The organism is Pedobacter terrae, assembly GCF_036946585.1.
Lineage (GTDB): Bacteria > Bacteroidota > Bacteroidia > Sphingobacteriales > Sphingobacteriaceae > Pedobacter > Pedobacter terrae_C.
Window position 1 is genome coordinate 104,340 of record NZ_JAQIIV010000003.1, and the last position, 19,859, is coordinate 124,198.

13 protein-coding genes and 1 pseudogene are annotated in these 19,859 nt (G+C 38.9%); 12 read left to right on the forward strand and 2 right to left on the reverse strand.

Annotated elements, in window-relative coordinates:
* Positions 1-123 precede the first annotated feature (123 nt).
* The 11 genes and pseudogenes from trhO (at position 124) to PGN18_RS05555 (ending at position 16,749) form a co-directional block, all read left to right on the forward strand.
* Positions 124-1,062, forward strand: coding sequence for an oxygen-dependent tRNA uridine(34) hydroxylase TrhO (gene trhO, locus PGN18_RS05505; RefSeq protein WP_335318391.1), 939 nt, complete (start codon positions 124-126; stop codon positions 1,060-1,062).
* A 185-nt stretch (positions 1,063-1,247) separates the two neighbouring features.
* Positions 1,248-1,565, forward strand: a pseudogene (locus tag PGN18_RS05510) (four helix bundle protein); the annotation flags it as partial.
* Positions 1,566-1,850: 285 nt separating this feature from the next.
* The gene (locus PGN18_RS05515) at positions 1,851-4,730 is read left to right on the forward strand and encodes a triple tyrosine motif-containing protein (protein ID WP_335318392.1); all 2,880 of its coding nucleotides are present in this window, start codon (positions 1,851-1,853) and stop codon (positions 4,728-4,730) included.
* Positions 4,731-5,102: 372 nt separating this feature from the next.
* The gene (locus PGN18_RS05520) at positions 5,103-8,114 is read left to right on the forward strand and encodes a SusC/RagA family TonB-linked outer membrane protein (RefSeq protein ID WP_335318393.1); all 3,012 of its coding nucleotides are present in this window, start codon (positions 5,103-5,105) and stop codon (positions 8,112-8,114) included.
* Positions 8,115-8,125: 11 nt separating this feature from the next.
* Positions 8,126-9,598, forward strand: coding sequence for a RagB/SusD family nutrient uptake outer membrane protein (locus PGN18_RS05525; RefSeq protein ID WP_335318395.1), 1,473 nt, complete (start codon positions 8,126-8,128; stop codon positions 9,596-9,598).
* Between the two features lie 57 nt (positions 9,599-9,655).
* The gene (locus tag PGN18_RS05530) at positions 9,656-11,026 is read left to right on the forward strand and encodes a glucoamylase family protein (RefSeq protein ID WP_335318396.1); all 1,371 of its coding nucleotides are present in this window, start codon (positions 9,656-9,658) and stop codon (positions 11,024-11,026) included.
* Between the two features lie 58 nt (positions 11,027-11,084).
* The gene (locus PGN18_RS05535; protein ID WP_335318397.1) at positions 11,085-11,486 is read left to right on the forward strand and encodes a hypothetical protein; all 402 of its coding nucleotides are present in this window, start codon (positions 11,085-11,087) and stop codon (positions 11,484-11,486) included.
* A gap of 13 nt (positions 11,487-11,499) precedes the next feature.
* A complete protein-coding gene (locus tag PGN18_RS05540; RefSeq protein ID WP_335318398.1) occupies positions 11,500-13,254 on the forward strand; it encodes a discoidin domain-containing protein in 1,755 nt (584 codons plus the stop codon).
* A 229-nt stretch (positions 13,255-13,483) separates the two neighbouring features.
* Positions 13,484-14,743, forward strand: coding sequence for a glycoside hydrolase family 3 N-terminal domain-containing protein (locus tag PGN18_RS05545; protein WP_335318399.1), 1,260 nt, complete (start codon positions 13,484-13,486; stop codon positions 14,741-14,743).
* Positions 14,733-15,782: a glycoside hydrolase family 3 C-terminal domain-containing protein gene (locus PGN18_RS05550; protein ID WP_335318400.1), complete on the forward strand. Its 1,050-nt coding sequence runs from the start codon at positions 14,733-14,735 to the stop codon at positions 15,780-15,782. Before PGN18_RS05545 ends, PGN18_RS05550 begins: the two co-directional genes overlap by 11 nt.
* A gap of 187 nt (positions 15,783-15,969) precedes the next feature.
* A complete protein-coding gene (locus PGN18_RS05555; protein WP_335318402.1) occupies positions 15,970-16,749 on the forward strand; it encodes a prolyl oligopeptidase family serine peptidase in 780 nt (259 codons plus the stop codon).
* Positions 16,750-17,004: 255 nt separating this feature from the next.
* On the opposite strand, the gene PGN18_RS05560 is transcribed toward PGN18_RS05555, so the two are convergent.
* Both PGN18_RS05560 and PGN18_RS05565 read right to left on the reverse strand, forming a co-directional pair.
* Complete coding sequence (locus PGN18_RS05560; RefSeq protein WP_205056412.1) at positions 17,005-17,733, reverse strand: YebC/PmpR family DNA-binding transcriptional regulator; 729 nt, start codon at positions 17,731-17,733, stop codon at positions 17,005-17,007.
* A 94-nt stretch (positions 17,734-17,827) separates the two neighbouring features.
* Entirely contained in the window at positions 17,828-18,772 is a 945-nt protein-coding gene (locus PGN18_RS05565; RefSeq protein ID WP_335318403.1) for an NAD-dependent epimerase/dehydratase family protein, read from the reverse strand.
* Between the two features lie 492 nt (positions 18,773-19,264).
* On the opposite strand from PGN18_RS05565, the gene PGN18_RS05570 reads away from it, so the two are divergent.
* Positions 19,265-19,852, forward strand: coding sequence for a gluconate 2-dehydrogenase subunit 3 family protein (locus PGN18_RS05570; protein ID WP_335318404.1), 588 nt, complete (start codon positions 19,265-19,267; stop codon positions 19,850-19,852).
* Positions 19,853-19,859 lie beyond the last annotated feature (7 nt).

A 19,859-nucleotide genomic window follows, 5' to 3' on the forward strand; every position in this document is an offset into this window, starting at 1 on the left:
CTTAAAAGAACAGATTCTAAACGCTGGAGTTAAAAACCTTTCACCTTAAGCCTTCGGCCTTCAACCTTTTTTTACTATCTTTGCACCGCTTTAAACGCCGTTTGCGACGGTATCAACAGCGTTATGAAAAAATATCAGACACTACTTTACTATTGCTATAGTTACATAGCACAAGCAGAACAATTTGCTGCCGATCATCTTAAATTTTGTAAATCATTAGGTCTCGTTGGGCGTATTATCGTGGCCGACGAAGGTTTAAACGGCACTGTGTCGGGCACTCCGGAAGCCTGCGAAGCTTACATGAAAGCCATACATGCTGATGAAAGGTTTGCCAAAACAGAATTTAAGGTTGATGATGTAGAAGAGCTTTCGTTCCTGAAAATGCATTGTCGTTACAAATCCGAAATTGTTCACTCTGGTTTAAGGGATACCACAATTATTGATCCCAATAAAAAAACAGGCAAACATTTAGAACCGGTTGATTTCATGAAAATGAAGGATGATGATGATGTAATCATTCTTGATGTACGTTCTAATTACGAACATAATCTTGGTAAATTTAAAAATGCGGTAACACTCGACATTGAGAATTTTCGTGATTTCCCTGAGCAAATTAACCAGCTTGCCCAATATAAAGACAAAAAAATACTAACCTATTGCACTGGTGGGATTAAATGCGAAAAAGCATCTGCCCTACTGTTGCACCATGGTTTTAATGATGTTTATCAATTGCATGGCGGTATCATTAAATACGGTAAGGAAGCCGGAGGAAAAGATTTTGAAGGCAAGTGTTATGTATTTGACAACCGGATAGCTGTAGATGTAAATCAGGTTAACCCAACGGTAGTTTCAGTTTGCTATAATTGTGGAGTTACTACGCCTAAAATGATCAACTGTGCCAATCCTGAGTGTAATGAGCATATTACTCAATGTGATGCTTGTGGAGAAAAGCTTCAAGGCTGCTGCTTAGTAGCGTGTACAACCAATCCACGCAAACGCCCTTATGATGGAACAGGGTATTATGTAAAGGTTCCGCAGCCGGTGGCAGTGAAGGTTGGTTAACGGCCCATAGTTTTATAGTTGATAGCTTAGGGGCATAATTGATAGTATGTTCGTTAATGGTTGATAGCTTATGGCTATTAACATAACTAAATCAAATGATTATAACTTATAATATTGAAGCAGATGATTATATTTAATCTAAATTCAATGGTATTGCTTTCAAATTTTAATAATTAAAAGTATGGCAGATTTTATTAAGCCTCAGTAATGAAATAGGTATTATTGCTAAAAACTTTCCAAAGATAGAACTGTTCAGCCTCACCAACCAAATTAAAAAAGCAGCAGATTCAGTAAACCTCAACATAGCCGAAGGCTGTATGGGTCAATCGAAAGCGGAGTTTAAAAGATTTCTGACCTACTCTGTCCGATCTGGATTAGAAGTAGTTAGCTGTCTTTTTATGGCTTCATCAAGAAATTATATTACTGAACTGGAATTTAAAAGACTATACATGGAATACGAACAACTCTGCAAAATGATATCAAAATTGAAGACATCGATTTAATAAGATTATTTGATGGTACATGGTGATAGTCTGATAATCACATCTATAAATGCAGCTTAATCAAAGTATACTTCAAAGTCATGATGCGGTTGCCTCGGCAATTTGCAACCATCGACGAAAAAACTATCAAGCACAGAGGTTAATCAAACTTCAAGTTAACTTAGCCTGGCCTAAGCAATTTGTCCATTAACCATCAACTAAAAAACCATCAACCCTACGCACTCTCGCATGTTCTAACAATTTTTCATTACTTTGTGCCATAATGGGTTTACCCAATAACACTTTATGCTAAACTACTTGAGGCTTTTACTACTATTATCCTGCTTTGCCATAACCAGCATTGCATCAGAAATAAAAAGTATTGGCGTTCCATATATCGAAAACTACCCAAAAGCGGTTTATTCATCAGGGAACCAGAACTGGAGCATAGCCAAAGATAAAAACGGTGTGATGTACTTTGGCAATGCGAAAGGACTACTAACTTTCGATGGACGTTATTGGCAGAAATATCAAATGCCTAACAGGCAGATTGTTAGAGCCGTAGCTACCGACAAAGATGGAAAAATTTACACTGGTAGCTTTGGTGAATTTGGCTATTGGACAATTAAAAACAATAAATTAAGCTACCATTCACTTACCAATCTGTTGCCGAAAGGGATAAAGATAGATGATGAGGTATGGAAAATTTATGTAGATCAGGACAGGGTGATCTTCCAGTCCTTCTCCAAAATTTTCATCTATAAAAACAACAAAATGGAGGTGATAAAATCACCGGCTTCATTTCTGTTTCTGCATAAGGTAAACAACAGGTATTTTGTCGAAGTATTAGAGAAGGGCTTATTTGAATTGGCGGGCAACAAATTAGTCTATATCCCAAACAGCGAAAAACTGGGCAAAGAAGGTATATTATCTATTCTTCCTTATAAAGGAACTGGCCTGATCATTGGAACCAGTAAACAAGGATTATTTACTTATGACGGTAAAGATTTTACACCTTTAAATACGCCCGCTAATAACTACCTAAAAACCTACCAACTCAACAACGGCGTAAGTTTGCTGGGCAGGTATTTCGCTTATGGTACCATCCTTAACGGTTTGATCATTATAGATGAAAATGGAAAAATTGTGCAGCGGATCAATAAGTCAAGCGGTTTACAGAATAATACGGTTTTAAGCCTATATGCGGATGATGAGCAAAATCTTTGGACCGGGCTGGATAATGGCATCGACCGAATAGAACTCAATTCGCCTTTGTACTTTTATTTTGATAAAACAGGACAGTTTGGAACGGTTTATTCCAGTATTATTTTCAACAATAAAATTTACCTCGGTACCAATCAGGGGTTATTTTACAGCGAGTGGTCGCCAGATAATCTTTTGCCTTTCAATTTCCGCTTAATTCCAAATTCACAGGGTCAGGTTTGGGAGTTGGCTATTATCGATAATGAACTAATTTGCGGCCATAACAGCGGTACCTTCAAAGTTTTGGGCGACAAAATAGAATGGATATCGAGGTTGGCAGGCGGCTGGACCATCAAAAAATTAAACTCCAATCCAAATTACCTAATTCAAGGCACCTATACCGGCCTTTCACTTTTTGCGAAATCTTCTGGTTCAGGACTAAAATTTTTGACAAAGATTGCAGGATTTAATGAGCCATCAAAATATGTAGAGCAGGATATTAAAGGTGATATATGGGTAGCACATGCCTATAAGGGTTTATACAAATTGAGTTTAAGCGAAAATTACCGCAATGCAACTAGTGTTAAATATTTCGACGAAAAGAATGGTCTTCCTGGCAATTATAACATCAATATTTTCAACTTAGAAAATAAAATTGTTTTTTCTTCTGACGAGGGCTTTTACACTTATGACGAGTTAAGTGATAAATTCACTAAGTATGTGACGCTGAATAAAGAGCTAGGTTCATTTCAATCGTCAAATAAAATCATTCCCGCAGGCAGTCAAAAATACTGGTTTATTAATCATGGCAAAACTGCACTGGTTAACTTTAGCGAGCCAGGCAAGGTAGAAATCGATTCGAATCAATTTAGCATCCTGGATGGCCGGATGGTGCAATATTATGAAAATATCAGCCGCATTAGCAAGTCGATTTATCTAATCAGTGTTGATGATGGTTTTGTAATCTATAATCCCACCGAACAGCTTAATCAGGAAAAGAAAAAATTACCTTCCGTTTTAATCAGACGCGTAGAAGATATTACTGATAAATTCTCCCTAATTAGTGAAGGCGGAAATAGTGGTGAAGAAACAGAAATCCGGAATAGCAGAAATAATATCCGCATTTCTTATGCCCTACCTTATTACAGACAAGCTAAAGTGAAATATCAGTTCTACCTGGAAGGTTACTCCCACGGTTGGTCTGACTGGACCTTAGCTACTCAAAAAGATTTCACCAATTTAAGTGCAGGTACCTATACGTTTAAAGTGAGGGCAAAAATTGACGACAATACGGTTAGTGCAGAAACGATTTATAAGTTTACCATCCTACGCCCATGGTACCTGAACAATTGGGCCATTTTATTATATACTGTACTATTTGTAGTGGTTTTAATCTTGGGTAAAAAAATATACGAAAGGAAACTACAACTCGACAGTCAAAAAATTACTGATCGCTTAAAAGCCGAGCAGCAGGAAAAATTAAGGCAGGAAGCTGAAATCAGCGAAAAGCAGATTATTAAATTACAAACAGAGAAACTGCAGGCCGAACTGGCTTCTAAAAACAGGGAGTTGGCCAATTCGGCAATGACGTTGGTCTATAAAAACGAATTACTCCAAAAATTGGCTGACGATATCACCAAGTTAAAGGATGAAAATGGTAAGAAACTTTCTGATGAGCAAACCCGCAAAATACAGAAAGTAATAAACGACGGGATGAATGATGAACGTGACTGGCACCTGTTTGAAAACAGCTTTAACGAAGCGCATGAAAGTTTCTTCAAAAAGTTAAAAGCGCAACATCCCGATCTGGTTCCGAATGATTTAAAACTTTGTGCTTACCTGCGGATGAATATGAGCAGCAAGGAAATGTCATCGCTATTAAATATCAGTTTGAGGGGAGTTGAAATCCGCAGATACCGTTTACGCAAAAAACTCGAAGTGCCACATGATAAAAATTTAACCGAATTTTTAATGGAACTATAGTCTTTGGATTAATTTTTAGCCAGGTTTTTTATCATAGAAATAACACACATCGTCATCATAGAAACATTGATGTAAAGAGAGTTTTATTACTTTTTGAATTTTTTGTACCCAACAGGCACTACATCATTACCTCTCATAACCTTTTTTTAAACCCTACAAAACAGTTGGTGTACTTTTTACACCTAGATAGGTATTAACATTCTGCTCAAATCTCAAAAAACTGTGTTTTTAGCCTAAAATCCCATTCGGTTTATTCATGCACCGAACTTTATCCTTTTTGATGATGTATTAATGTAGAGGTAAAAACACTTGCACATCTACAAAAACAACCCCACATTTAACCTAACAATTAAACTAAATTTATAATAAAGCATGAAAAGAATCTTTACAAGAATTTCTGTTCTCGCTGCAATTTGTTTGCTAACAATTAACGTAGCATTAGCGCAAAACATTACTGTAAAAGGTAAGGTAGTTGATGGTGGTGATAAAACCCCATTACCCGGCGTATCTATTTTAATTAAGGGCACACAAGGTGGCACCCAAACAGATGTAAACGGCAACTACTCCTTAAGTGTTCCGGCGAATGCCACATTAGTATTCAACTTTGTAGGCTACACAGCATTTGAACAAGCTGTAAACAACCAAACTACTATTAACGTATCATTAGCTTCATCAACACAACAATTAGAGCAGGTTGTAGTGGTGGGTTATGGTACACAAAGAAAAATTGATGTAACCGGATCGGTAGCAAATGTTAAAGGTGAAGATATATCTAAACAACCTTCTGTAAATCCGGTGAGTGCATTACAAGGAAAAGTTGCCGGTGTTTCTATCACGAATGTAGGAACTCCAGGTGCATCACCTACCATCACCATTAGAGGAACGGGAACAATTTACGGTAAAACTGGCCCTTTATATGTTGTCGATGGTGTTTGGTATGATGATATTAACTTCTTAAACCCTGCAGATATCGCCAGTATCAGTATCTTAAAAGATGCATCTTCTCAATCTATTTACGGGATCAGGGCTGCAAATGGTGTAGTTTTGGTTACGACCAATAAGGGAAAAAGAGGTGATGCTGTTATTAATTACAACGGAACTGTAGGGTTTCAAAAAGTAACCAATCAGGTTGAAATGGCAAATGCATCGGAATATGCAACTGCCGTAAATGAGGCGTATAGCCTATTAAATCCACCAGCAGCTCCGTTATTTGCAAATACCAATTTAGGCGAAGGCACAAACTGGTACGATGTTATATTAAGGGATGCTTTAGTAACCAACCACCAGCTCTCAGTAAGCGGTGGAACGGAAAAATCTACTTATAACCTATCCCTGGGCTATTTAGATCAGGATGGTATCGTAAAAAATAATAATTATAAAAGATACACAGCAAGGTTATCAAACGATTTTCAAATTTTTGAGCCCCTAAAAGTAGGTTATAACGTAACCGCTTCTTCTAGTAAATCTAAGGATGCCCCATCCGGTATTTTTAGGGCATTATATGCAGCATCACCAGTTGTACCAGTGTTTAACGCTGATGGGAGCTACGGTGATCCTAATGCATTTAACCTGGGTAATGGAAGTAATATGAACCCTCAGGCTACGCTTGATTTCTTTAATCAAAACACAACAAAGTATAAAGTTACCGGTAATATTTATGCTGAATTAAAATTTCTGAAGAACTTTACCTTCAAAACAAGCTTTGGTGGTGATTTCGGCCAGGAAGAAGTTCGGGGATACGTACCGGTTTACAAAGCAAGTAATACCCAGCAAAATACAAACAGTAAACTGGACATAGATCGCATTGAAAACAGAAACTGGATTATTGAAAATACGTTAACGTATGACAAAAAATGGGCTGATCATAGCTTAACGGTTTTATTGGGACAAACTGCTCAGCGAAATAAGCTTTATGCCATTAATGCCGACGCATTAAACGTACCCTATACTTCAGAAGGAGACTTGTATCTGGCACTAGGTAATGCAGCTAGCAGAAGTATAGTAGATAGGGGCGAATTATCAACCTTTGCATCTTATTTCGCCAGGGTAAATTATGGCTACAAAAACAGATATCTAATCAATGCATCTATTAGAAGAGACGGTGCTTCACAGTTTTTTGGTTCTAATAATGTTTGGGGTAACTTCCCTTCAGTTGGTGCAGGATGGGTAATCAGCAATGAAGATTTTATGAAAGATCAAAAAATCTTCAGCAATTTAAAATTAAGAGGAAGCTGGGGTAAAGTTGGTAATGCTGGTGTGCCTTTTAACCCTTCTACTCAAACCGTAGATCAAGGCGCAGGCTTGGTTGCCATTTTTGGTGGTATACCGTATACTGGTGCAAGCATCAGAACCCTGGTACCCCCTACGCTATTATGGGAAAGAAGTGCTGGTACCGACATCGGTTTGGAAATGGGCTTTTTAAATAACAGGTTAACCATTGAAGCTGATTATTATAACAGAAAAACTGAACAGGCTATTTTCGATATTCCTGTATTAGGAAGTTTAGGTACTGTAAATAGTTCATTAATTGCTAACCAGGCAGATATCCGTAACCGTGGTTTTGAGTTTTTGGCCACATGGGCAGATAAAACAGCTGGAGGTTTTACTTACTCGATTAGTGGAAATGTTGGCATCAACAATAATAAGGTAATGAATGTAACATCTGGAGCCAACCCAATTTACAAAGGTGGTGCAGGGTTAACCAGTGGATATTTATCTACAAGAACGGTTAATAATCGCCCTATCGGAGAGTTTTTCGGCTATCAGGTTATAGGCGTTTTCCAAACAGATGCTGAGGCCGCAGCGTGGCCGGGCTTTAAAAAAGGCGATTTTAAATATGCGGATGTTAATAACGATGGGGTAATTGATTTAAAAGATAGAGTTGTTTTAGGAAATCCAAATCCTAAATTTACTTATGGTTTAAATACAAATTTCGCCTACAAAAATTTCGATTTAACTTTAGATATCCAGGGTGTTGCAGATGTAGATGTATTTAACGCCAATCTCAGCAACCGTTTTGGTAATGAAAACTACACGAAAGATTTCTTCAATAACCGTTGGAATGGTCCTGGAACATCTAATACCTATGCTTCGGCAAATTTAGCAGGTGGCCTTAACAATGCGCCTAACTCCTTTTACGTAGAAAAAGGCGATTATATCAGATTGAGAAACATCCAACTGGGTTATAGCTTGCCAACTGCAATTGTTAATAAATGGAAAATGCAACGCTTAAGGGTATTCTTAAATGCTCAGAATGCTGTTAACATTTTTGGCTATAAAGGCTTCAGTCCTGAGGTGGGTGGAACGCCAACCAATGCAGGTATAGATACAAACGTTTATCCTTTGTTCGCAACTTATAATTTCGGAGTTAACGTAACTTTCTAATCGACATCAAAATGAAAAAAAATATAAATTTACAGTCTTGCCTTGTGGCTACAGCCTTAGGTACAATGCTTTTCACCGCATCATGTAAAAAAGACTTCCTTAATGTTCCGCCACAAGGACAGCAACCATCAGTTACCTTTTGGAAAACAGGTGATGATGCTTCAAAGGGTGTAAATGCCATTTATGCCAATTTACGCAGCTGGGATAACGTGGCATTTAATGCAATTGCCATTGAAAGTACTGGTTCAGATGAAGCAGATAAAGGCAGTACGCCTACCGATGCAACATTCTTTAACCTTTTTGATCAATTTACGGTAACTTCTACCCAGGGCTCTTTGTTGGGCTTCTGGACCGGTCAATATCAAAATATAAATCTTTGTAATCAGGTGTTGGATAATGTACCCAACATTGATATGGACGCGACACTAAAGGCCAGATATCTTGCTGAAGCAAAATTTGTACGCGCATACTCTTACTTCAGATTGGTAAGGGCCTATGGAAATGTTCCATTAAGATTGAACGTCCCTAAAGATAATTCAGAATATAACCTTCCTCAATCTGATAAAACTGCGGTATACTCACAGATCGAGAAAGACCTTACAGAGGCTGCGGCTGTATTACCACAATCTTATCCTGCAACTGATTTAGGTAGGGCAACAAAAGGCGCTGCCTTAGGCATGAAAGCAAAAGTTGCCATGTATCAGAAAAAATGGGCGGATGTACTTTCGCTAACTAATCAGGTAATGACGTTGGGATACGATCTGTTTCCTGATTATGAAAAAGGATTTAGAGAAGCAAATGAAAACAGCGTTGAATCGTTGTTTGAGGTACAAGCTTCGTTAATTCAAGGCAACGCCGCCGCATCTAATTCTCAATACAGTCAGGTTCAAGGAGTAGCAGGCGTTATGGGATGGGGTTTTAATACGCCATCAGCCGAACTAGAGGCAGCTTATGAAACAGGAGACCCAAGAAAAGATGCTACTATTCTTTTCAGAGGAGAAACTACCCCACAGGGCGACCTTGTTCCTACTTCTGTACCTAATCCCCGTTATAATCAAAAATCTTATGTTCCATTTAACACAAGAGTATCAGGTTTCAATGAAGGTGCTCAGCAAAACATCAGGGTACTAAGATTTGCAGATATTTTGCTCATGAATGCGGAAGCTGCGAACGAATTAGGAAATCCAGCTCAAGCACTTACCTCATTAAACAAAGTACGTAGACGTGCCAGAGGCTCAAATCCGGCAATTTTACCTGATGTGACTACGACAGACCAGACGGCATTAAGAACAGCTATCTGGAAAGAAAGACAGGTTGAACTTGCAATGGAAAACGATCGTTATTTTGATGTGATTAGACAAGGAAGAGGATTGACTGTATTTGGTCCTAAAGGATGGAAAGCCAATAAAAATGAAGTTTGGCCAATTCCACAAACTGAAATTGATTTGAGTGGAGGTTTGCTTAAGCAAAATCCTGGTTACTAAAAATATAATTCAAAGGGTTGCCAGATAAACTGGCAGCCCTTTTTTCACACTTACGCGATGCTAAAAACCCGTACTACAAAAATTTCATTATCCCTAATCCTGGTTTCGTTGTTGATTTTGGGTGCTTGTTCTAAAGCTAAAACCCAGACCTACCATGCAGATCTCAGCATTAAAAAAAACCTAAGCGATGAGCAATTGCTTGATCTCGTTCAAAAACAGACTTTTCAGTATTTTTGGGATGGTGCAGAACCTACATCTGGTGCCGGCCGCGAACGTTATCACGTAGATAATGTGTATCCGGAAAATGATAAAAGCACCGTTGCAACCGGTGCCACGGGTTTTGGCTTAATGGCTATTTTAAGCGGGATTGACAGAAATTATGTAAATAAAAAAGAAGGTTTAGAACGTTTAAATAAAATATTGGATTTTCTATCCAGGGCCGATCGCTTTCATGGAGCATGGCCACACTGGATTTATGGTGAAACTGGTAAAGTACGTCCATTCGGGCGCAAAGATAACGGCGGCGATCTGGTAGAAACATCATTTGTTGCACAGGCATTGATCTGCATTAAAGAATATTATAAAAATGGTACAGATGCCGAAAAGGCCTTAGCCAAAAAAGCCGATGAACTTTGGAGAGGCATTGATTTTAACTGGTACCGAAATGGTGATCAGAACGTGTTATACTGGCATTGGTCGCCGGAATACGAGTGGGAAATGAATTTTCCTGTCAAAGGTTACAACGAATGTTTAATCATGTACATCATGGCAGCCTCATCTCCTACCCATGGTGTGCCTGCCGAAGTTTATCATGAAGGCTGGGCGAGAAATGGGGCAATCAAGGCTAATTTCGATCTTTACGGGCATCATATCCCGTTAGATTATCAAGGCGCAAAAAATTCTGTTGGTCCTTTATTCTGGGCACACTACTCATATTTAGGTTTAAATCCAAAAGGATTAAAGGACCGGTATGCCGATTATTGGCAAAACAATGTTAATCAAACTTTGGCGATACACGATTATTGCGTAGCCAATCCAAAAAAATTTAAAGGTTACGGAGAAAATAGCTGGGGTTTAACGGCCAGTTATTCAGTAAAAGGTTATGCTGCCCATAGTCTTCAGGAAGATTTTGGCGTAATCTCCCCTACCGCAGCCATATCCTCTATCCCTTACACGCCAAAAGAATCGATGAAAGTAATCAGGCATCTTTATGAAGATCTGGGCGACAAAGTTTGGGGAAAGTATGGTTTTTACGACGCTTTTTCCGAAACTGATAACTGGTACCCTAAAAGGTATCTGGGCATTGACCAGGGGCCAATGGTTGTTATGATCGAAAATTACCGCTCAGGCTTACTCTGGCAGTTATTTATGGGAAATGAAGACGTACGAAATGGTTTAGAGAAATTAGATTTCCAGTTCCAACCCTAATATTAATTTGTATATAAATGTTTAGCCACCATATATTTTAAATTAAATCTACAGAACCATGAAAAAAGTAATTTTAATATTAACAGCAGTGATAGGATGTGTAATCCTTAATTCGGGCTTCACTAATGTAGTTGGAGCTAAACATAAAACCATAAAATCAAAATTCGCCACGGTAAATGTAACCGCAACAAACTCCACTACAGATGGTGTATATGTAAAGTTAGAAAATAATACCAGCGGAGGGGTTTACTCATTCTTTATTCAACCAAATTCTCCAAGTGGAACGGTTATCGGCCAGATACCCGAAAATGGAGATGTTTATACCGTTACACTAACTTCAACAGGCGGTGCACATGATATGTGGGTTTACTGGGAGCACCAGTCGCATGTTACCGGTTTAACGGTTAGCGGCATGTCGATAGGTTGTTCCAGCTGTGCCAGAATAAACATTTTTAATTAATTACCTAAGGATAATGGCTAAACATTTATTCAAAATATTAATCATATTCACCCTGTTCTGCAATACTTATATCTCATATGCACAGCAGAAAACCTTTTGCAACCCCATCAATGTAGATTACGGTTACACCCCTTTCGAGTCTTTTACCGAATGGGGCAAGCATCGGGCTACGGCCGATCCTGTTATTGTAAACTACAAAGGCGATTTCTACCTGTTTAGCACCAATCAATGGGGATATTGGCACAGTGCTGATATGCTGAACTGGAAATTCCACGAAAGAAAGTTTTTGCGCCCATGGAACAAAACCAAAGATGAGCTTTGCGCACCTGGTGTGGGCATTGTTGGTGATACCATGGTGGTTTTTGGCAGTACTTACACCAAAAACTTCACCCTTTGGGGCAGCACGGATCCTAAAGGTAACAAATGGTTTCCATTGGTTGATTCTTTAGAAATTGGTGGCTGGGATCCGGCCTTTTTTACTGATGATGATGGTAAATTTTATATGTACAATGGCAGCAGCAATAATTACCCTATGTATGGAGTAGAGCTTGACCGCAGAACTTTTCAACCTAAAGGTACACGTACACCAATGTACTTGCTGGAAAGTTGGCGCTATGGCTGGCAGCGTTTTGGCGAATATATGGATAATACCTTTCTCGACCCTTTTGCCGAAGGCGCCTGGATGACTAAACACAACGGCAAATATTATTTTCAGTACGGCGCACCTGGAACCGAATTTAGCGGCTATTCAGACGGCGTGGTGGTAGGTACCAAACCTTTGTTCTATGATACACCTACAACACCACAATCCGATCCTTTGAGTTATAAAGGTGGAGGATTTTCACGCGGTGCCGGGCACGGTGCAACCTTTCAGGATAACAGCAAAAATTACTGGCACATTTCTACCAGCATTATCTGCGTAAAAAATACCTGGGAACGCCGCATGGGCATTTGGCCAACTGGTTTTGACCAGGATGATGTGATGTGGACCAATACCGCATTTGGTGATTATCCGCTTTATTTACCAGCCGAAAGAAAGGAAGGCGGGCCTGCGGGGCCGGGCTGGATGCTCATTAACTATAAAAAACCGGTAACTGTATCCTCTACCCTGGGCGGCTATAATGCCAATAATGCGGTTGATGAGAACATTAAAACCTATTGGAGTGCCAAAACAGCAAATAATGGTGAGTGGATCCAGACTGATCTCGGCAGCCTGGCAACCGTTAATGCCATCCAAATCAATTATGCCGATCAGGATGCCGAATTTTTAGGAAAACAGGCTGGAATTTATCATCAATATAAAATCCTTTCATCAACAGATGGAAAAAAATGGAGCACGCTTGTTGATAAAAGCCAGAATAAAACAGATGTTCCACATGACTTCATCGAACTTGAAAAACCGGTTAAAACCAGGTTTATCAAAATGGTAAACATCCACATGCCTACCGGAAAATTTGCCATCAGTGGCTTACGCGTTTTTGGTAACGGAAACGGAGAGAAACCAACAAAAGTAAAAAACCTCATTGTATTAAGAACAGAAAAAGATAAACGCAGTGCCTACATTAAATGGGAGCCTGTTGATAATGCTTTTGCTTATAATCTGTACTATGGCACAGCGCCTGATAAGCTATACAACTGCATCATGATCCACGATTTTAATGAATATTGGTTTAAAGCAATGGACAGTCAAAAAGCATATTATTTTGCGATGGAGGCGATTAATGAGAACGGCGTATCGCTAAAAACTGAAGTAAAGAAAGTTGATTAACTATTAATTTTTAGATACGACAGCGCCATAAAGCTATTTAAGCACTCGTTGGAAGCGAGCGCCGGCGAGTAAAGAATAAGAAGCTCATGCTCGTTTCTAACGAGTGTGGAAATAACAAATCGTTTTTAACGACTAAAAGTAAAACGATAGAATCGTTGCGCTATTCAGGCACTCGTTGAAAACGAGCGCCAGCAACAATTTGATAAATAAAGAATAAAATACATATATAATGAAGAGAGCGAATATCCTGGTTGTTTTTTTAACCCTTTTTGTACTGAACGGATCAGCGCAAAACAAAAAACCTGTTTCGGCAGAAGAAGCAAAGATGAATACCTTCATCAGCAACCTGATGGCGAAAATGACTATTGATGAAAAAATTGGACAGCTGAATCTGCCGAGTTCCGGCGATATTACCACAGGACAGGCCAACAGCAGTGATATTTCTAAAAAAATAAAAGCCGGACAAGTTGGTGGTTTATTCAACATCAAGGGGGTTGATAAGATTAAAGCGGTACAAAAAATAGCGGTAGAAAACAGCCGCATGAAAATTCCATTGCTTTTTGGAATGGACGTGATCCATGGTTATAACACAGTTTTCCCCATTCCTTTAGGCGTTAGCTGTATCTGGGATATGGCCACCGTGCAAAAATCGGCGCGTATAGCTGCTATAGAGGCCAGTGCAAGTGGAATTAACTGGACCTTCTCTCCTATGGTTGATATTTCGAGGGATCCGCGCTGGGGCCGCATCTCAGAAGGAAGTGGTGAAGATACTTATTTAGGCTCACAAATTGCAGCAGCAATGGTAAAAGGCTATCAGGGAAAACTCCAGGCCAATAACGAGATTTTAGCGTGCGTTAAACATTATGCATTATATGGTGCAGCTGAAGCCGGCAGAGACTACAATACCACCGATATGAGTAAAGTACGCATGTACAACGAATATTTTCCGCCCTATAAAGCCGCTGTTGATGCAGGTGCAGCCAGCATTATGGCTTCTTTTAATGAAGTGGACGGCATTCCGGCAACGGGAAGCAAATGGTTAATGACAGATGTTTTGAGGAATCAATGGGGTTTTAAAGGTTTTGTGGTTACCGATTATACCGGCATTCCTGAAATGATTGCACATGGCATGGGCGATCTACAAACTGTTTCTGCTTTGGCCTTAAATGCAGGCATTGATATGGATATGGTGGGTGAAGGCTTTTTAGGCACTTTAAAAAAATCATTGGCAGAGAAAAAAGTGGGCATCGCTCAGATCGATAGGGCCTGCCGGTTAGTGCTTCAGGCAAAATACAAATTGGGTTTATTTACAGATCCCTATAAATTTTGCAATACAGAAAGAGCAGCAAAAGAGGTTTTTAGTCCGGCTAACCGCCAGGTGGCACGCGAAGTTGCAACAGAAAGTTTTGTGCTGTTGAAAAATGACAATAATGTACTCCCATTAAAAAAAATCAGGTACCATTGGCTTAATCGGCCCGTTGGCAGATAATACCGCTAATATGTACGGTACCTGGAGTGTTGCTGCACTTTTTGATCAATCGGTAACTGTACTTCAGGGCTTTAAAAATGTGCTGGGCGATAAAGCAAAGATATTAACTGCACGCGGTGCAAACTTTCTAGCAGATTCTGCTATGGAACATCGTTATGTTAACGTGCATAACCCAACATATAAACGTGATCCGCGTACAGAAGCTGAAATGATCAAAGAAGCTTTAGAAGTGGCGAAAAAATCAGATGTGATCGTGGCTATCGTTGGAGAAGGTTCTGAATTTACAGGCGAAAGCAGTAGCGTAACCGATATCCAGATTCCTGAAACACAAAAAAATCTCTTAAAAGCTTTGACCAAAACAGGAAAACCTGTGGTATTGGTATTGTTTACAGGTCGCCCACTAGCGCTAAATTGGGAACAGCAAAATATCCCGGCAATTTTGAATGTTTGGTTCCCGGGAAGTGAAGCTGGAAATGCAATTGCCGATGTGCTTTTCGGAGATGTTAATCCTTCTGGTAAACTAAGTGCAACTTTCCCTCAAAATGTGGGTCAGGTGCCGTTGTATTATGCCCATAAAAATACAGGCCGTCCATTAGCTGAGGGTAAATGGTTCGAAAAATTCCGTTCAAACTATTTAGATGTAAGCAATGATCCATTATATCCGTTTGGTTTCGGTTTAAGTTATACCTCATTTAATTATAGTGATGTTAAACTGAGTGCAAATACCTTGAGCAAAGGAAAATCGATCACAGCATCCGTTACACTAAGCAATACAGGTAAATATGAAGGCAAGGAAGTGGTTCAACTATATATCCAGGATTTAGTTGGGAGCATTACCCGCCCGGTTAAAGAACTAAAAGGTTTCCAAAAAATTAATTTAAAAGCTGGAGAAAGCAAAACGATTACGTTCAATATTTCGGAGAATGACCTTAAATTTTACAATTCAGATCTTAAACTCGTTGCAGAACCTGGCGATTTTAAGGTATTTATTGGCACTAATTCACGAGATGTAAAGGAAGCATCTTTTATATTAAAATAAGATAGTTTAGGTTGGTTGTAGACACTGGGTTATTGTGAAATAACTCAGATTGTCTATTTTTGCCTGATGAACCGTTGCAACTTACCTGATGGTGTTTAGTAATAACAATTATGATCGCTTCTGCACCATTAAAAACAGCCGGGGCTTAAAAGCTAAAATAATACTAACCAATTAATAAATTAAACAGATGAAAAAGATTATTCTAACGATTTGCATTCTTTTTCCTGTACTCTTTTTAAACGCTCAAGACTTAAAAAAATACGACAGGGGAAGTTTTACTAAAGGAAAGGATTCTATTTATTACAGGATTTTGTTTCCAGAGAATTTTAATCCCGACCAAAAATATCCGATCGTTTTCTTTTTGCATGGAAGCGGAGAAAGGGGCAGTGATAATACTAGTCAACTGGTACATGGTGGCAAACTGTTTTTAAAAAATGATTTCCGGAAAAATTTCCCTGCTATTGTGGTTTTTCCTCAATGTCCACAAAGCGATTATTGGGCCAATGTTAATATTGAGAAAGATGGCAATGGACAAAGAAAGTTTAGTTTTGTTGAAGGCGGTAAACCCACCAAAATAATGCATGCTTTACAGGGAATGATCAAAGATTTCCTTAAAAAGCCGTATGTAAACAGACATCAGGTTTATGTTGGCGGCTTGTCAATGGGCGCTATGGGTACCTATGAGCTCTTAAGGAGAGAAAGGCATAAATTTGCAGCAGCAATTGCCATCTGTGGTGGCGACAATACCAACAACATTAAAAAGTATAGAAAGGTACCGCTTTGGATTTTCCATGGTGCTAAAGATGATATTGTAGATCCAGTATTATCGATGGCCATTGCCGAACGGTTAAAAAGTGTTGGTGGAGAGGTGAAGTTTACACTTTATCCTAACGCAAACCATAATAGCTGGGATAGTGCATTTGCCGAACCAGAGTTGTTGCCTTGGTTATTTTCGCATAAGAAATAGTTGGCTAATCAAACCTCGCAGGTTTCTCGCTATCGTCACCCTGAATTTATTTCAGGGTCTTTCTTCAATAGTTGACCTAAGTAATCTAGACCCGACAGAATGGAAAGCCCGGAGGTTGAGGTACGAGGCCGAGGACTTGAAATGATGGCGGGACTGCTGTAACCGAAATGCACAGGTTTTGCTCTTCAAAAAATAGAAATTACAAAAAAGCCTGAAGCAAAAATCTTCAGGCTTCTGTAAAATATCTAATTGCTATTACTCTGCCATATTGTGGTAAACCGCCTGCACATCATCATCTTCCTCCAGCTTATCAATCAATTTTAATACATCGGCGGCCTGCTCTTCAGTAACCTCATGGTGAGATAAAGCAATACGCTCCAGTTTTGAACTTTTCAACTCGATGCCTTTCTCTTCTAAAGCTTTTTGTAAAGAACCAAAGTTTTCGAATGCACCCTGTGCTACCACAATATCATTTCCTTCTTCATCGGCCTCCACATAAAGTTCTTCTAAACCAGCATCAATTAATTCGAACTCTAATTCTTCCAGGTCTAAACCTTCAGCAGGCACAAAACGGAAAATAGATTTGCGATTAAAAACAAAATCCAATGATCCGGTTTTCCCTAAGGTACCATTCGTTTTATTAAAATAACTACGCACATTTGCAACGGTACGGTTGGTATTATCAGTAGCGGTTTCAATTAAAACGGCTACACCATGTGGTGCATACCCTTCGTACACAATTTCCTCATAATTGGCCATCGATTTATCGGAAGCACGTTTAATTGCGGCCTCTACCCTATCTTTCGGCATGTTTACTGCCTTCGCATTTTGTATCGCTGTACGCAAACGGGAGTTGGTTTCCGGATGAGGTCCTGATTCCTTTACCGCCATCACAATATCTTTACCAATACGCGTAAACTGAACTGCCATTTTGGCCCAACGCTTAAATTTTCTCTCTTTTCTAAATTCGAATGCTCTTCCCATTTTTTGGAGTATTTTAGTATCAAGTATAGAGAATCGAGTATCAGGACAGTAGATTAACCTTATGCCTTAAACCCTACACCTTTAATCTCTCTATCTATTTTTTTAAATTATTTAACATATCAATTGTCAGTTTCGATAAATCGAATGCTGGTTTCCATCCCCAATCCTTTGCAGCATAACTATCATCGATAGAACGTGGCCAGCTGTTCGCAATCTGCTGACGTGGATCATTAGCCGCGTAAGTTAGTGTAAAATCCGGAATATGTTTTCTAATTTCAGCAGCCAAAACCTCAGGTGTAAAACTTACGCCACCAAAATTATAACTGCTACGCACTGAAATCTGGTCTGCTGGCGCATCCATCAGCTCGATTGTTCCACGGATCGCATCATCCATATACATCATAGGCAGCTCTGTTTCCGCATTTAAAAAACTCTGGTAACTGCCCTTTTTCAAGGCATCATGAAAAATATGAATCGCATAATCTGTTGTTCCACCTCCAGGGGCAGCTTTCCAGCTGATCAGTCCCGGATAGCGGATACTACGCACATCCAATCCGTATTTTTGGTTGTAATATTCACACCAGCGCTCCCCTGCCAGCTTACTGATTCCGTACACAGTGTTCGGATCCATGATACAATATTGTGACGTATGATCTTTTGGCGAATTTGGCCCAAATACGGCGATAGAACTTGGCCAATAAACTTTTGCCGTTTTATATTCTAAAGCTAAATCTAACACATTCAATAAACCGTTCATATTTAAATCCCAGGCTAGCTTTGGATTTTGTTCACCCGTAGCCGATAACAAGGCAGCCAAAAGGTAAACTTGTGTTGGCCTGTATTTATGAAAAATGCCATTGATCATTTCTTTATCAAGTACATTCACAAATTCGAACGGAGCGGCGTTTTTGATATCATAATCTGGCCTGCGTATATCGCATGCAACAACATGATCATCACCATATATTTTACGTAAAGTAGTTACCAACTCGGTGCCAATTTGCCCGTTTGAACCTAAAACAACAATTTTTTCCTGCATATTTTTTTTGAGAATGAGCAAAGGTAAAAAAATGGGATAAAAGGCAATAAAATATTTTAAGAAGGCGTTACACCATCAATGCATAAACCAGTAAGTTGTTAACCAGTTTACATCATTAAATAACGTTAAACTGCTAACTAAATACTGCTGTTTGAAATTTGATAACTTTGCTCAATTGTGAATCATAAATTCGCTAATTTAAACCTGTTCATAGGCCTGATTTTTCCTGACAAATCTTCATTTTTAAATTTATTGGCACAAATTACCTTTACTTACAGTAAATGTACTTTTTACACCAAGCAAAACCCAAATAAAAACATGCTTCAAGCAGCTTATAAAGCAGAAAACCCACATTATTTAGAACAATTCTACCCGGTAACAATCATATTGCACGCTAATAATTTAACTTAAAAATTCATTCTTTACGCTATATTTTTTCTAATATTACTAATTCAACACATCAATAACCAAAATATAAAAATCATAAATACGATGCACAGAAGAGAAGCACTCAAAAACGTTGCATTTTTGCTTGGTGGAGCAATCTCGGCAAGTACAATGGGCGTGTTATTTGAAAGTTTTACACTCCCTGAAAATGAAAAAAACTTTGTAAATTATTCACTGGAAGACGAAAAGATTTTTGCCGAATTTGCTGATATTATAGTTCCTACAACCAAATCATCTGCAGGTGCCAAAGCAGCAGGCTTAGGTAAGTTTATTCCAATGATGATGAAAGATTGTTATCCAGCTACCATGCAAACGTCTTTTGCAAAAGGCTTTAAAGATCTTCAGGCAAAATCAATGAAAGATTTTGGAAAAAGTTATATCGCTTTAACACCTGCCGACCGCACAAAACTAATGATCGATTTGAGGGCTATTGCACTCGCCCAAAAAGATAGCAAATCAGATGAGAATAAAGATCTGGCTTATTTTTTTATTACGGCAAGAGATTTGACCCTGCTCGGTTATTATTCTTCAGAAATTGGTTGTACCAAAGCAAGGGAATACGTCCTTATTCCGGGCCGATATGATGGCAATGCGCCTTTGAAACCTGGTCAAAGATCTTGGGCTACCTCTTAACAACAAC